General features: G+C 68.4%; 13 protein-coding genes and 4 pseudogenes. 8 read left to right on the forward strand and 9 right to left on the reverse strand.

All coding sequences use genetic code 11. The annotated features are described in order from the left end of the window. Positions 1–94: 94 nt before the first annotated feature. On the forward strand, positions 95–643 hold the full coding sequence (locus tag FCH28_RS08600; protein ID WP_187363785.1) for a DinB family protein: 549 nt from the start codon (positions 95–97) through the stop codon (positions 641–643). 27 nt (positions 644–670) lie between these two features. Here the strand turns inward: FCH28_RS08600 and FCH28_RS08605 are convergent, their stop codons facing one another. Next, complete coding sequence (locus FCH28_RS08605; protein WP_136739066.1) at positions 671–1,030, reverse strand: ArsR/SmtB family transcription factor; 360 nt, start codon at positions 1,028–1,030, stop codon at positions 671–673. A 150-nt stretch (positions 1,031–1,180) separates the two neighbouring features. Between FCH28_RS08605 and FCH28_RS08610 the strand changes: the two genes are divergently transcribed. Beyond that, positions 1,181–2,542 (forward strand): NAD(P)-binding domain-containing protein, encoded by a 1,362-nt coding sequence (locus tag FCH28_RS08610; protein WP_136739067.1) that lies wholly within the window; start codon positions 1,181–1,183, stop codon positions 2,540–2,542. 5 nt (positions 2,543–2,547) lie between these two features. After that, positions 2,548–2,948 (forward strand): annotated as a pseudogene (locus FCH28_RS40045) (MFS transporter); the annotation flags it as partial. Positions 2,949–3,088: 140 nt separating this feature from the next. Here FCH28_RS40045 and FCH28_RS38650 read toward each other — a convergent pair. Both FCH28_RS38650 and FCH28_RS38655 read right to left on the reverse strand, forming a co-directional pair. Next, complete coding sequence (locus tag FCH28_RS38650; protein ID WP_222852399.1) at positions 3,089–3,496, reverse strand: hypothetical protein; 408 nt, start codon at positions 3,494–3,496, stop codon at positions 3,089–3,091. An 8-nt stretch (positions 3,497–3,504) separates the two neighbouring features. Further along, positions 3,505–4,068: a GNAT family N-acetyltransferase gene (locus FCH28_RS38655; RefSeq protein ID WP_222852400.1), complete on the reverse strand. Its 564-nt coding sequence runs from the start codon at positions 4,066–4,068 to the stop codon at positions 3,505–3,507. Positions 4,069–4,381: 313 nt separating this feature from the next. On the opposite strand from FCH28_RS38655, the pseudogene FCH28_RS39075 reads away from it, so the two are divergent. Next, a pseudogene (locus FCH28_RS39075) lies at positions 4,382–4,759 on the forward strand (transposase family protein); the annotation flags it as partial. A 35-nt stretch (positions 4,760–4,794) separates the two neighbouring features. Here FCH28_RS39075 and FCH28_RS08625 read toward each other — a convergent pair. From FCH28_RS08625 to FCH28_RS08635, 3 genes are all read right to left on the reverse strand, one after another. Then, entirely contained in the window at positions 4,795–5,007 is a 213-nt protein-coding gene (locus FCH28_RS08625) for a DUF4287 domain-containing protein (RefSeq protein WP_136739069.1), read from the reverse strand. 80 nt (positions 5,008–5,087) lie between these two features. Beyond that, the gene (locus FCH28_RS08630) at positions 5,088–5,660 is read right to left on the reverse strand and encodes a dihydrofolate reductase family protein (protein WP_136739070.1); all 573 of its coding nucleotides are present in this window, start codon (positions 5,658–5,660) and stop codon (positions 5,088–5,090) included. Positions 5,661–5,823: 163 nt separating this feature from the next. Continuing rightward, a complete protein-coding gene (locus FCH28_RS08635; protein WP_136739071.1) occupies positions 5,824–6,384 on the reverse strand; it encodes a dihydrofolate reductase family protein in 561 nt (186 codons plus the stop codon). A gap of 162 nt (positions 6,385–6,546) precedes the next feature. Between FCH28_RS08635 and FCH28_RS08640 the strand changes: the two genes are divergently transcribed. From FCH28_RS08640 to FCH28_RS08650, 3 genes are all read left to right on the forward strand, one after another. Then, entirely contained in the window at positions 6,547–7,191 is a 645-nt protein-coding gene (locus FCH28_RS08640; protein WP_136739072.1) for a TetR/AcrR family transcriptional regulator, read from the forward strand. 281 nt (positions 7,192–7,472) lie between these two features. Beyond that, positions 7,473–8,165 carry a GTP cyclohydrolase I gene (folE, locus tag FCH28_RS08645; RefSeq protein ID WP_169314091.1) on the forward strand — a complete coding sequence of 231 codons (693 nt, stop codon included), beginning with the start codon at positions 7,473–7,475 and terminating at the stop codon, positions 8,163–8,165. Next, the gene (locus FCH28_RS08650) at positions 8,158–9,051 is read left to right on the forward strand and encodes a RibD family protein (protein ID WP_136739074.1); all 894 of its coding nucleotides are present in this window, start codon (positions 8,158–8,160) and stop codon (positions 9,049–9,051) included. Before folE ends, FCH28_RS08650 begins: the two co-directional genes overlap by 8 nt. 298 nt (positions 9,052–9,349) lie before the next feature. On the opposite strand, the gene FCH28_RS38005 is transcribed toward FCH28_RS08650, so the two are convergent. Together FCH28_RS38005 and FCH28_RS08660 are read right to left on the reverse strand one after the other, a co-directional pair. After that, positions 9,350–10,081 carry a hypothetical protein gene (locus tag FCH28_RS38005; RefSeq protein WP_169314092.1) on the reverse strand — a complete coding sequence of 244 codons (732 nt, stop codon included), beginning with the start codon at positions 10,079–10,081 and terminating at the stop codon, positions 9,350–9,352. Positions 10,082–10,873: 792 nt separating this feature from the next. After that, a pseudogene (locus FCH28_RS08660) lies at positions 10,874–12,046 on the reverse strand (IS701 family transposase). 146 nt (positions 12,047–12,192) lie between these two features. Here FCH28_RS08660 and FCH28_RS08665 point away from each other — a divergent pair. Continuing rightward, a protein-coding gene (locus tag FCH28_RS08665; protein ID WP_425471900.1) for an IS5 family transposase occupies positions 12,193–13,136 on the forward strand; the annotation gives its coding sequence in 2 pieces (ribosomal slippage) (positions 12,193–12,558 and positions 12,561–13,136; 942 coding nt in all). A gap of 22 nt (positions 13,137–13,158) precedes the next feature. Here FCH28_RS08665 and FCH28_RS08670 read toward each other — a convergent pair. Further along, positions 13,159–13,443: pseudogene (locus tag FCH28_RS08670) on the reverse strand (phage tail protein); the annotation flags it as partial. Positions 13,444–13,571 lie beyond the last annotated feature (128 nt).

Here is a 13,571-nt window from a genome sequence, read left to right on the forward strand (position 1 = left end):
CAGCAGGGCTCTCGCCTCATGATGCCCGAGTGGGCATCATCGAATCCCCGGCTGACTCCAGCCAGCTGGTCGTTCGCGGAGAGCTGGTGGATCCATGACGGAGCGGCAACCTTTGAACAAACAGACCGTCCATGACGAGCTGGAGAGGGCCCGCGCGGACTTCCATGCCCTGATCGGCGGCTTGGGCGAAGCCGACTGGGCCGGGCAGACGCGAGAAACCCGCTGGAACAATGAGCAGCTGCTCTTCCACATGCTATTCGGGTACATGGTCGTCCGGGCACTGCTGACGGTCGTGCGCATCTTCGGCCGACTGCCGCGCGGCGTCAGCAGGGCGTACGCACGATTGCTGGACGCAGCAGTCAAACCCTTCGACGAGATCAACTACGTCGGGTCGTGTATGGCCGCCAAGGTCTTCAACCGGCGGCGGATGGGGACGAAGTTCGACCGCGTCATTGCCTCGTTGCACTGTCGCCTTGATGCCGAATCCGAAGCCGACTTGGCGCGCGGGATGCACTATCCCGTCCGCTGGGATCCTTTCTTCAAGGACTTCATGACACTCGCGGACATCTACCGCTACCCAACCCAGCACTTCGACTTCCATCGCCGGCAACTCACCCTCGACGCGGCCGGTCGCGGCCGTTGAGCCGTGACGCGGCCCCAGGGCATGTGATCAGGCGGCGAACTGTCCCAGCATCTTCCCCATCGCAGCCACCACCGACGGTGCGACCCGGTAGTACACCCAGGTGCCGCGCCGCTCCGAGGTCAGCAGGCCAGCCTCGCGGAGCTTCTTGAGGTGATGGGAGACGGTCGGCTGTGAGACGCCCACGTCGGAGATGTCGCAGACGCACGCCTCGCCGCCCTCGTGGGAGGCGACCAGCGAGAACAGGCGCAGCCGGATCGGGTCGCCGAGCGCCTTGAACATCGCAGCCGTACGGACTGCCTCCTCCGCCGACAGCGGCCGCTCGGTCAGAGGCGGGCAGCACGGCTCAACGTCGGACTCCACCAGCGGCAACGTCTCGGCATTCGACATGCGTCTATGTTGACACACGTCGAATCAGAGCCTCCGGGGCTGCGGGCGAGGGTCTAATTCGATTCATGTCTATGTTGACGTCTATCGAATCAGGTGTCACGCTGGCGGCATAAGCCATCGACGGATGTCGAATCAACGCGGGAGTCCATCGTGAACGCGCCCACCGCCGCCCTGCCCACCGTGGTGATCGGAGCCGGCCCCGTCGGCCTGGCATCCGCCGCCCACCTCATCGAACGCGGCATCGAACCGCTCGTCCTGGAAGCCGGCCCCAGCGCGGGCAGCGCCGTACGCGACTGGAGCCACGTGCGGCTGTTCTCCCCGTGGTCCGAGGTCGTCGACCCGGCCGCCGAGAAGCTGCTCGCCCCCACAGGCTGGATCCGCCCCGACGGCGCCACCTACCCATCCGGCGGCGACTGGGCTGAGCACTACCTCCAGCCACTGGCCGACACCCTCGGCGACAAGGTCCGCTACGGCACCCGCGTCACCGGCGTCTCGCGCGCCGGACGCGACCGCGTCGTCGACGCGGCCCGCGAAGACCAGCCCTTCACCGTCTACGTACGCAATGCCGACGGAACCGAGGAGCGCCTCACCGCCCGCGCCGTCATCGACGCCTCCGGCACCTGGACCACCCCCGGCCCACTGGGCGGCGACGGTCTCCCCGCCCTCGGCGAGCGCACCGCCCCCGACCGCATCTCCTACCGCGTCCCCGACCTCAAGGACCCCGCCGTACGCGCCCGCTACGCCGGCAAGCGCACCGCCGTCATCGGCTCCGGCGCCTCCGCCTTCACCGCCCTCGCCTACCTCGCCGACCTCGCCAAGGACGCCCCCGGCACCCACGGCGTGTGGATCCTGCGACGGGGCATCAACGGCTCCACCTTCGGCGGCGGCGAAGCCGACCAGCTCCCCGCCCGCGGCGCCCTGGGCCTCGCCGCCAAGGCCGCCGTCGACGACGGCCACGCCGACGCCGTCACCGGCTTCCGCACCACCGCCGTGGAGAAGGCCGGCGATCAGCTCGTCCTCGTCGCCGAGGACGGCCGCCGCCTCGACCCGGTCGACGAGATCATCGCGCTCACCGGCTTCCGCCCCGACCTCTCCGTGCTCTCCGAACTCCGCCTGAACCTTGACGAGCGTCTCCAGGCCCCGGTCGAGCTCGCCCCGCTCATCGACCCCAACGTCCACTCCTGCGGCACCGTCTATCCCCACGGCGCCAAGGAGCTCGCCCACCCCGAGCAGGACGTCTACGTCGTCGGCATGAAGAGCTACGGCCGCGCCCCGACCTTCCTGGCCATGACCGGCTACGAGCAGGTCCGTTCCATCGCCGCCGCCCTCGCCGGCGACCACGAGGCCGCCGAACGCGTCGAGTTGACGCTGCCGGAGACCGGCGTCTGCGGCGGTGCGGGCCTCTTCGACGAACCTGAGGCAGCACAGGGAGACGGCGGAGGCTGCTGCGCTGCCCCGTCCACCCTCCAGATCGGCATTGGCGCCCATCCCGCTACCTCTGAGGGCTGCTGACCGCGATGACGCAATCGCGTGCGGGGGAGGCTGCGCCCGGTACGGGGGACCGGCCGCGGCCTCACGCCGTCCTGCCCGCCCTATGCGCCACTTAGATCACCAGCTGGGGCGTCGTCTGTTACGCGTTTCCCGTCCTGCTCCCGCACTCGACCGCCGACACCGGCTGGTCCACCGGCGTTACCGCCGCCGCGTTCTCCGCCGCACTCCTCACTTCGGCCGCCGATGGCATCCCCGTCGGCCGCATCCTCGCCCGCTACGTCCCCCGCACGGTGATGACCACCGGCTCCGTCCTCGCGGTCCTCTCCTTTCTCGCCCTCGCCTACGCGCCGAACCTGGCCGTCTTCACGGTGGCCCGGATGCTTGCTGGCCTCGCCATGGCCGCACCTTCTACCAGTCCGCTTGGGCGGGGCCCCGGTTCGAACTGCGTCCGCCCTCGGCAAGCCCCGAATCAACCCATGCCTCGACAGGTACCGAGCGTGTTCAGGCCCCCTTCACGGTTGGACGGGCTCCGCGGCGGCCTCGGCTCCGGCTGGCCGGCGGATGGGGTCAGCGCCAGTCGTCGATCACGTACGCGTCGGGATGGCTGTAGCCGGGCTCGTTGGGCCGATGCATCGTTACGCCCTGGAGCCAGGTGCGGAAGCCGCGGTCGATCATCCGCCGGTACGCGTCCGGGCGGCCCAGGTTCATGCCGGCGTCCAGGTGGCCGAGGCCGCGCTCGGTCGCCAGCTGCTCGCAGGCGTCGAGCAGCAGCTCGAAGCGGTCTGCCGCTCCCGGCCCGGGGCGTACGGCGCCGAACTTGACGAAGCACACGTCCTCGCCGGCCTCCGTTCCCGCTCCGTAGTGGCAGATGGCCAGGCCGTCCACGGCGGAGCCGTTCCGGAAGGGGACGGTGTCGCCGAGCGCCAAAGTGTGAACGGCGACGATCTCGCGCTCCAGGTCGAGGCCCTCGTACACGGCTCCGGTCAGCGCCCGGCATTCCTCCAGGCAGGCGGGCCGCTCAGCTGCGGGCAGCTCGTTGTACGCGTGGCGCGCCCGGGGACGGCGGCACGGGTCGTGATCGGTTTCTTCATGATGGCGGTGAGGAAGCGGGGCCAGAAGCCGTACTTGCGGTAGAGCTCCAGGTGCTTGGGGCTGTGGGAGAAGGTGAACAGGCCGAGGTGGCGGTTGCCCCATGTGGTGAAGCGGTCCATGACCGGTTCCATCAGGCGCTTGCCGATGCCCTGGTCCCACATGTCTGGGCGCACGGTCAGTGGGCCGAAGCATCCGACGCTGCCCCAGTTGGTGGCGAAGTTCGATGCCACCAGCTCGTCGTCGACGGTCTCGGCGAACGCCGATTCCGGATCAGCCGCCCATCGGACGTGGATGAAGTCGGCGCTCTCGAAGGTCTTCTTCGGGTCGGGCACGCCGAGGAACGTCCCGAAGGCGACCCTGCAGATCTCGTCGGCGAGGTCAAGGTCCGTCTTCTCCAGGGGCCGGACTGACACCTTGCCCGTGAGGGCTGTATGCCCTGGCGTCGGTGAGGTCATGGTGCTGTCCCCCTTGTGCCGTCTCTCCTTCGAAGGCGGCCGTCGCGCGGTGCTTTGGGGGAGTCATTGCCCGCATCCCGGAGCCGCCTCGGTGTGTATGCCGGCGATCGTGCCGTCGGCACCGGGCGCGTCAGGTGAAGGCTTCGGCGATGTCCGGCGCGCGACCGTTCCACGCCCTTTTGATTACTCCCCGTAACTCACGCTACGCCTCGTAGCCGAGCGGTCAAGACCCGAGAGACGCCGCGGCGAGCGGTCATCAGACGGCCTCCCCAGGGGATCTTGAAGCGTTCTCCCGGAGCCTCAGCCGGTGACCGACGCCCCGCAGATGACCGAGGTCTTGGATGGCATCCGAGTTCCTCGCCCGGACGGGGCCGTCCGGGTACCCGGCTGGAACGCTTGTGTGCGGACCGGGCCGATGGCTCACGCGGCAACCGTCGCTACTTGCGCCGCCGGCAGATCAAGCACACCATTCCCGAGCCGAAGAACCAGCGGGCCAACTGCCGGGCCGCGGCAGCGTGGGTGGCTGGCCCTGTGGGTTGACCAGCGAACCTACCGTCGCAGGAATGTAGTTGAGCGCACGATCTTGGCGCTCAAGGGGTTCCGGGCAGTGGCCGCCAGATACGAGAAGCGGGCGTACGTCTTTCACGGCACGCTCACCGTCGCCGCGATCCGGCTCTGGCTCCGCCCATGACCGCCGCGGCCCTGCTGAAGGCTCCTCCGGGAGGTTCACTTACCGGTGTCCTCGGCGAGGGTGTGGGCAACCAGGGCGTTGGCGTGGCCGTGGCCCAGGCCGTGTTCGGTCTTCAGCCAGCTGACGAGCTCCATGTGCTTGGTCAGGGGTGAGGAGCGGATGAGATCCATCCATTCGGTGATCGGGCGGCCGTACTTCTTCTCGATGGAGGGGAAGTAGCTGGCAGGGCCTTTCGCTGCTGCGGTCATGTCGGGGTTCTGTCCTTCTGTCCGTGTGTTGCGGGGGCGTACTTCGGGGACGCGACGGTAGGGCGGGTGCGGGAGCCTTGTCAGCGGACGACGTCGAAGACGTTCTTCTGCAGGCCGTTGGCGTAGACCTCGTGCTCGATCAGCTTCAGCTTCTGGGTGTCCTTGTCCGTGGCGCTGAACAGGCGCTTGCCCGCGCCGAGCAGGAGCGGGAAGACGAGCAGGTGATAGCGGTCGATCAGGCCGGCGTCCGAAAGGGCCTGGTTCAGGGCGGCGCTGCCGTGGACGATGATCGGGCCGCCCTCGGTCTCCTTCAGCGCGGCGACTTCGTCGAGCGAGCGCAGGATCGTGGTCTCGCCCCAGTTCGACACCAGGTCATCCTCGGTGAGCGTGGTGGAGACGACGTACTTCGGCATGACCTTGTAGTCGGCGAAGTCCGCCATGTCCGGCCACACCGGGCTGAACGCCTCGTAGCTGGTCCGGCCCATGAGCATGGCGGTGGCTTCCTGCTGCTCGCGGCCCTTGATGTCGAACGCCTCGGGCAGGAACTCGATGCCCTTGAAGGTCCACCCGGAGTTCCGGTATCCGGGCTCACCGCCCGGGGCCTCCACGACGCCGTCGAGAGAGATGAACGCGGTGCTGATCAGGGTACGCATCTCAAGGTTCCTCGGTATCTCGTGTCTGGGTACAAGAGGGTTCAGCCGGTGCACGCTTCGATCACACTCGCTGCCGCGGCGCACCCGCTGTGATCTCTGACTGCTGACCACGGCGAAACTCATCGGTCGCCGCCCGCCCGTCGGGGCGGCTTGAGCGAGCGGTCTAGCTGGTCCGTTCGTGACGGAGGAGAACGACCTGGGAGTCGAAGGTCCTGGTCTCGGCCAGAGTCAGGTCGAACCGCTGCTGCGGGGTGGTGAAGACGGGCTTGCCGCCGCCGAGTACGACGGGGTGGACGAAGATCTGGTACTCGTCGATCAGCTGGTGTTCGGTGAGGAAGCCGGCCAGCGTGGCGCCGCCGAACAGCAGGAGATGGGCGCCGCTGTTCTTGAGGGCGGTGAGCTGCTCGACGACGTCGGTGTTGATGACGCGGGTGTTCCAGTCGGCCTCGGTCAGTGTCGAGGAGACGACGACCTTGGACGCCTGGCGCCAGACGGGCGCGAATGCGAGGTCGTGCTCGTGGGTGGAGAACTCCTCGGCGCGGGGCCAGAAGCCGGACATCATGTCCCAAACCTTGCGGCCGTAGAGGAAGATGTCGGCGCCCTGGGTGAGGGCCTGCGAGTAGGCGGACAGCTCGCTGTCCATCCGGGGCCAGTCGAACTCGCCGTTCGGTCCCTCGATGAAGCCGTCCAGCGACTGGTGCACAAAGTGCGTGATCTTGCCCATGAGAAGCGGAATCCTCCTGGTGAAAGAACGTCCGGGCGGTTGACGGCCACCCATTGTGTACGATGTTCACATTTGGAGGATGTGGCGATCCGCGTCCCCCGAGTGATCACGCAGGAGCCTAGACGACCTAAGTGGATGCTGTCCACATTGGAGGCGGCGGCCATGACAGCAGTCGGGAATAACAAGCCGAAGCGGGAGACGTACCGCCACGGCGACCTCCGCAATGCACTGGTCGAAGCCGGCCTCGAACTCGCCCGCCAGGGCGGGCCGACCGCCGTTGTGCTACGCGCCGCCACCCGGCAGGCCGGAGTCGCCCCCAACGCCGCCTACCGGCATTTCACCGACCGCAACGCACTGCTCCATGCCGTCTCCCAGGCCGCCATGGCCCACCTCGCCCGCACCATGGAGGCCGAGCAAACCACCTTGCCACCGACCACGGACGCGGCGGCTGCCGCCCGTGCCCGCTTCCGTGCCGTCGGCACCGGCTACCTGCGCTTCGCCCAGGAAGAACCCGGCCTGTTCCGCACGGCCTTCCACGTCCCCGGCGACATGACTCACGCCGCCGCCGACACCGCCGCAGGCACCACCGGCAAGACCCCCTTCGAACTCCTCGGAACAGCCCTCGACGGCCTCGTGGAAGCCGGCCTCCTGCCCGAAGACCGGCGCCCCGGCGCCGAGTTCCTCGCCTGGTCGGCCGTCCACGGCCTCGCCTGCCTCCTCATCGACGGCCCCCTCCGCGGCCTCCACCCCACCCGGGTCCACGACGCCGGCCAGCACGTCATCGACATGATCGAGCGCGGTATCTGACACCACCAAGCGCGGCTCTGACGTCGAAGGAATTGGCCTGGGGCCACGGCTCAGAAGGAGTCCGTCTTGTCGGACACGCCCGGACGGGGTGGGTATCGGGATGGGTGCGTTGGTATTCGGTGTCGACTTATTGGACGCCGGCTCACTGCGCTGCTGGTGGGAGGCATCGTGAGCTCGTGCAGCGCTCACGCAGAAATCGGTCGACAATGGAAGCGGCCCAGTGTTGCGAGATACATGGTTCCTCCGTTTTGAGGTCGCATGTGAGTGATCAATCTGCGCAGATGAACGGCCCTCCACCCGTCGCAGGGCTGGTCGGGGAAGGAATCCTCCCCATCACGGACGAGGTGGAGTGGGCGTCCGTGTCGCCGCGGCAGATCACCACCGAGGAGTGGCAGCGGTTCGAGGACTACCTGAAGGAAATCTTCGGAGCGCTGGGTATGGCCGTCGGGTCGGCGGCCACGGCCGACACCCCCCGCCGCTTTCTGCGCGCCCTCTTCGACGCCACCAGCGGATACGAAGGCGACGAGAAGCTGGTCACCGCCTTCGAGACCGAATGCCACGGCGGTTCGGACTGCCGGATCAGCCAGATCGTCGAAGGGCCGATCCCTTTCTTCTCGCTGTGCGAGCACCACAGCCTGCCCTTCTTCGGCAAGGCGTACGTCGGCTACATCGCCCACGAACACATCCTGGGACTGTCCAAGCTGACCAGACTGGTGCGGCTGTTCGCCCGCCGGTTCTCGATGCAGGAGCGCATCGGTCGCCAGCTCGCCGAATCCTTGCAGCAGATCCTGCAACCACATGGCGTCGCGGTCCACCTGGAAGCGGTGCATCTGTGCACGCAGATGCGCGGGGTACGGGAGATCGAGTCCAGCACCCGTACCACCCACTGGCGGGGCACCTACGACGAGGATCCGCAACTGCGTGCCGAATTCTTCACGCTGTGCGGCCAACGGGGCCTGGCCGGACATGGCTGAGCACAACACCGCGCCTGCCGCCGGCGGAACGCCAGGCTTGCTGGAGCCACTGGAGCCGCTGTACGAGGATGCCGGACAGCCCCGCTTCGGTCTGCCTCCGGCGCTCGCAACGGCCTATGGCGGGGATCTGGGCTTCACCCCGCCGTGCGTGTACGCGAACTTCGTCTCCTCCATCGACGGAGTGGTCGCCCTCGGTCCCGAATACCCGTCCTCCGGGTCGGCGATCAGCGGGCGTGCACCGGCGGACCGATTCGTCATGGGACTTCTGCGCGCATGCGCCGACGCCGTGCTCATCGGGGCCGGCACGCTCCGGGCCACGCCCGGCCACCAATGGACACCCGACCACGTCTTCCCGCAAGCCGCCCCCGACTTCGTCGAGCTACGGCGCAGCCTGCGACGCGCCACTCAGCCGGAACTGGTCGTGGTCACAGCGAGCGGCGACGTGCCCACCGAGCACCCGGCCCTGCAGTCGGGCGCGCTCGTGGCCACCACAGCAGACGGCGCCCGCCGACTGGACGGACGCCTGCCGGCGGCATGCGAGATCCTCACCCCGGTCGAAGGATCCACCCTCCGTATGGCCGACGTACTCGCGGCTCTCCGCGCCCACGGACACACGGTGGTGCTCACCGAGGGCGGGCCGCACCTCATCGGTCACCTCCTAAGTGAGGGCCTGCTGGATGAACTGTTCCTCACCACTTCGCCGGTGCTCGCCGGCCGGGCCGACACCTCTCGCCCCGGGCTGATCGCCGGTCTCGAACTGCTGCCGAACCGGCCGGTGTGGACGGACCTGGTCAGCGCGCGGCGACGGGATTCGTACCTGTTCCTCCGCTACCGGCTTGGGCCACCACGCGCACACGTCGCCCCGCACTCAGCGTTGTCCAGTTGACGCAGGTCGAGAGTGGGGCGCCGATTTCGCGTGTTCAGGCCGTGCCGTCGGCCGGACCTTCCTCGGCGAAGATGCGGTAGACGGTGGCCACCGAGGGTGCTGGCCCTTGTTCTTGCCGGATCGGACCCCCACGATTCCGTTGAGGACCCTGCGGTCGTCCTTCCCTTTTGCAGCCCCGATCCGACCGAGGCAACGAGGGCCGGACGTATTCCCACTCGGCGTCGGGCAACTCATGGCGACATATCGCCCGACCATGATCCACCACTCAAGATCATTTGACGACGGATCAATTTCACGGTCAGGGAACTGGCGTCACGTCGATGACGACGGCCCCGTTTCCGCCGACGTTTCCGGACACGCCGTTGTCCCCGGCACTACCGGCAGACCCGTTGGCGGCGGAAGCACCGCCGCTGGTGGCGCCGGCGCCACCAGCCCCGCCGGCGCCACCCTTGCCGCCACCGCCACCGCTGCCTCCGGCTCCGAAGGTGAACCCGTCGGCGGTGATGCCTGCGCCACCGGTCCCCCCGCTGCCGCCGTTGCCGCCCGTGCCACCACTGCCGCCGGCCCCACCCGTGCCGCTCTGCTGGCTCGCGCCACTGCCGCCGGCCGTACCGGAGTTGCCTACGGCGCCGGCGTTACCGTCATTGCCGTTCAGCGAGGCGGCGGGGATACCCAGACACCGTGACACTCGACCGCCGGTACCGCCGGAACCGGTGATGGTGCCGCCGCCCCCACCGCCGCCACCAATCCCGCCGGCCCCGCCGAGCCCGCCGACAGCGCCGCCGAAACCGCCCCTGCCGCCCGTCGGGGTCCTGGTGCCGGCGGTGCCGCCGGAGGCGAAGGCCAGATTCACCGCCGGGGTGAGGCCCACCGTGCTGTCCTGACCAGCTCCGCCGAGGGAGGCGGAACCGCCTGCGCTGCCAGGACCGCCGCCGAAGGGACCGCCACCGCTGCCGCCGGAGCCGCCATTGCCGCCGGCGCCCGCGCCGCCGGCACTTCCCCCCGCGCCCACCACGACGGTCAAGGTCACGCCGCCGACAAGTACCTCAGTGCACTTCACGAAGCTGCCGGAGCCTCCGCCACCACCGCTGGCACCTCCTCCGCCACCACCGCCCCCGCCACCGCCTCCCCCGCCCAGCGAGAGAAGGGCGTTGCCGCCGCCACCTCCTCCGCCACCACCGCCGCCACCGGCTCCACCGCCCCCGCTGGCCCCGGCGCCCCAGACCCTGATGGTCAGGACTTTCACGTCGGTGGGGCTGCCGGGAACCGTGAAGGTGAACACGCCGGGATTCGTGAAACTCGTCTGCTGCTTCGTCTGCGCAGCCGCGCTGTCAGCACCCACCATCGGTGGGAGAAGTCCGCCCACCAGCACTGCCACGCCTACGCCGACGCGCATTCCCCGACCCGCGTGCCTCTGCCGGTTCATCAAACCCCGCACCATGATGTGCCTCCCCTGACTCCTAGGCGTTGTGGGCGAGAGCGAACGTGACGGGCATCGCCGGCCAATCCCAAGAACGCCCCATGGGAAGGTTTGCCTGGCCGAAACGTGCCGCCAATGCCACGAAAGGGGGGCGGGAAGGCTACGAGGGGGCAGGAAGAAGCAGAGGAGGGACTGCAATTCGGCCACTGCCGCACGGATGGTGCCCCTGAGAGTCGCGAGGCAGGCAGGAGTTGGACGACACGACCTAGTAGGGCTTTGTCAGGTGGTGTCGTAGGGCTGCCATGGGGTGGGTTGGTGGCAGGTGGGGCAGGTGCCGGCCCAGGTGGCCAGGTGGCCAGGTGGCCAGGAGGTGTTGGAGGAGGTCCAGGGCCTGGTAGAGGGTCAGGCCCTGGCAGGGGCTTTTGGGCTCCTCCGCTGTTCGGTCAGGAACAGGTGGGCGGCGGTGACGAGGGTGACATGGCGGTGCCGGCCGGCGAACGAGCGGCCTTCGAAGTGGTCCAGCCCCAGTGCGGTCTTCACCTCGCGGTAGTCGTGCTCGATGCGCCACCGCAGTTTCGCGATGCGGACCAGATCGCGGGCGGGGAGGTCGGCGGGCAGGTTCGAGATCCAGTACTTGACCGGCTCGTCCTCGCCATCGGGCCACTGGGCGATCAGCCAGCTCAACGGGATCGTGCCGTCCGCGGCGGGTTTGGGCCGCCGCCCTGCGAGCCGGATGCGCACAAGCACGAAGTGTGAGCTCATCGCGGCTTTGGAGTCCTTGCGCCAGGTCAGGGTCCGTCCCTCGCCTCGCCCTGCAGCCAACGCGCGGTCACGCAAGGACACCGGCCGGGTGCGGTTACGCGGAAGGGGCCTGGGCCCAAGTCCGCTATAGGCAGGCTGGTGGGGTTCGGCAGCCTCATCATGGGCGGTCATCTCGGCCTTGGCCTGCAGGACATAGGCCAATCCGCGGTCTTCCAGGCCACGGCGGAAGTCGGCATCGGCGCCGTATCCGGTGTCCGCGACCAGCACAGCGGGCCTGAGGCCGGCGCCGGCGAGTTCATCGAGCATCCCCAGGGCGAGCTGCCACTTGGGACAGTGGTGTTCGTCGTCGGGGATGCGACAGCGTTTTCTGCGACTGTCCGCCTGGGGCATATCCCAGCTTTTGGGTAGGAACAGCCGCCAGGACAGCGGGCACGAGGCGGTGTCGGAGGCGGCATGGACGCTGACTCCGATCTGGCAGTTGCCGACCTTGCCAGCGTGCCGGAGTACTGCCGGGCCACACCGGGCGAGGAGATGCCGTCCTTGGGGAAACCGGTGTCGTCCACCACCCACGCCTGAGGACGCACCACTCGCACGGCCCGCCATGCCAGCCGGGCCCGTACAGCATCAAAGGGCCAGGTGGAGGAGGTGATGAACTGCTGGAGTTGTTGGTGGTCCACCCCCAGACGCTCAGCCATCGGCTGCATCGACTTGCGTCGGCCGTGCAGCAGCAGCCCCCCGCAGATACAAAGCGCCCTTCTCACGCTGATCCCGCCGCACCAGCGGCGCGAACACCTCCCCGGCAAACTCCTCCAACCGGCCCCGACACGCAGCAAGTTCCCCAGCCCTCGTACAACCAGCGAACTACCAGCCACCCACCGTGACAAGACCACGTAACAAAGCCCTACTAGGAGCTGTCCGGCCGATCATGTGACCGCCTCCTCATCCGGTTTGTTCCTGGCATGGGTGGGCATCGGCGTGGTGAGCTGTCGGATGCCGAGTGGGAACGACTGCGGCGGTTCTTGCCGGTGAGCAACCGTCGGTGTGGGCGGTGGCGTGACCATCGCCAGGTGATCGACGGGATTCTGCACCGGGTGCGGACGGGGGTGCATTGGCGCGACCTGCCGGAGCGGTTCGGGCCCTGGAAGACCGTCTACGAGCGCCATCGGCTGTGGTCGGCGGACGGTACCTGGGAGCGTCTCCTGCAGCAGGTCCAGGCTGCGGCCGACGCGGCTGGCGGGATCGATTGGGATGTCTCGGTGGATTCCACCAGCGTGCGGGCCCACCAGCAGGCGGCTGGCGCCCGAACCGCTCCACCGCCTGCCCCGGCGGAGTCAAAGGGGGCCGAGGCCGTGGAACACCAGGACGAGTCGCCCTGGCAGAGCCTGGTCGCCCGGCTGGTGGAGGTGGTGCGGGAGGTGAGGGCCTGGGCCGCTCGCGCGGCGGCTTCACCAGCAAGATCCACCTGAGTGCGGACGGCCGCTGCCGCCCGCTATCGCTGATCATCACGCCCGGACAGCGAGCTGACTGCACCCAGTTCGTGCGGGTGCTGGAGAAGATCCGAGTTCTTCGGCAGGGGCTCGGCCGGCCCCGCAAGAAGCCGGACAGCGTCGCAGTTGACAAGGCATACAGCAACGGGTCGTGTCGTCAGTACCTGCGGCAGCGCGGCATCCGGCACGCCATCCCGGAGAAGGCCGATAGTCAGGCCGCCCGCCTGCGCAAAGGATCGCGCGGAGGGCGGCCACCGGGCTTCGACGAGGAGCGGTACAAGAAGCGCAACACCGTCGAACGGGCCATCAACAAACTGAAGAACCACCGCGCAGTGGCCACGCGCTACGACAAGCGCGGCTACGTCTTCCTCGGCACCGTCACCGCAGCATCCTTGGTCATCTGGCTTCGGACGTGATCCGCCGGCCAGAACTCGATTGCTACTCGACAGTCATGTCTTCGTAGGTGATCGTCACCTGTTCCGTCGCCGACCCGGACTCGGCGGCTCCCAGCGATGGTCCCTCCCAGCGGGACGCCCAAGCGTTGCTGAGGTGAATGCGGCGGATGGTCTGCTTCTTCGCATCCTTCAATGCGATCGTGATGTTCTGGCGGGCAGCGTCGAGGTCGGCGTTAACCAGAGTGGCCTTGATCCAGTCGGTGAACGCGGTGCTCTTGTCCGCGCCACGGGTGATCGTGATCTCACCGGTCTTGCGCGCCCCCGGCTGGGGTGGGCCACTGTCTCAGTTCGGTGTCCTGGCCGGCGATCTGCCTACCTTGCCCGCCGTTCTCGTCCTGGGCCGGGACGTCGAGGTCAACACTGGTGAATCCGGCGCTCGTGGACGGATATCTGAGG

Source organism: Streptomyces piniterrae (genome assembly GCF_005048155.1).
Classification (GTDB): domain Bacteria; phylum Actinomycetota; class Actinomycetes; order Streptomycetales; family Streptomycetaceae; genus Streptomyces; species Streptomyces piniterrae.

What these genes read in the sequence shown, in the direction of transcription:
- FCH28_RS38655 (WP_222852400.1), bottom strand. Translation starts at nt 4,068, where the DNA reads ATGACCTCACCGACGCCAGGGCATACAGCCCTCACGGGCAAGGTGTCA.
- FCH28_RS08605 (WP_136739066.1), bottom strand. Translation starts at nt 1,030, where the DNA reads ATGTCGAATGCCGAGACGTTGCCGCTGGTGGAGTCCGACGTTGAGCCG.
- FCH28_RS08625 (WP_136739069.1), bottom strand. Translation starts at nt 5,007, where the DNA reads ATGACCGCAGCAGCGAAAGGCCCTGCCAGCTACTTCCCCTCCATCGAG.
- FCH28_RS08600 (WP_187363785.1), top strand. Translation starts at nt 95, where the DNA reads ATGACGGAGCGGCAACCTTTGAACAAACAGACCGTCCATGACGAGCTG.
- folE (WP_169314091.1), top strand. Translation starts at nt 7,473, where the DNA reads ATGAACGGCCCTCCACCCGTCGCAGGGCTGGTCGGGGAAGGAATCCTC.
- FCH28_RS08640 (WP_136739072.1), top strand. Translation starts at nt 6,547, where the DNA reads ATGACAGCAGTCGGGAATAACAAGCCGAAGCGGGAGACGTACCGCCAC.
- FCH28_RS08650 (WP_136739074.1), top strand. Translation starts at nt 8,158, where the DNA reads ATGGCTGAGCACAACACCGCGCCTGCCGCCGGCGGAACGCCAGGCTTG.
- FCH28_RS08635 (WP_136739071.1), bottom strand. Translation starts at nt 6,384, where the DNA reads ATGGGCAAGATCACGCACTTTGTGCACCAGTCGCTGGACGGCTTCATC.
- FCH28_RS08630 (WP_136739070.1), bottom strand. Translation starts at nt 5,660, where the DNA reads ATGCGTACCCTGATCAGCACCGCGTTCATCTCTCTCGACGGCGTCGTG.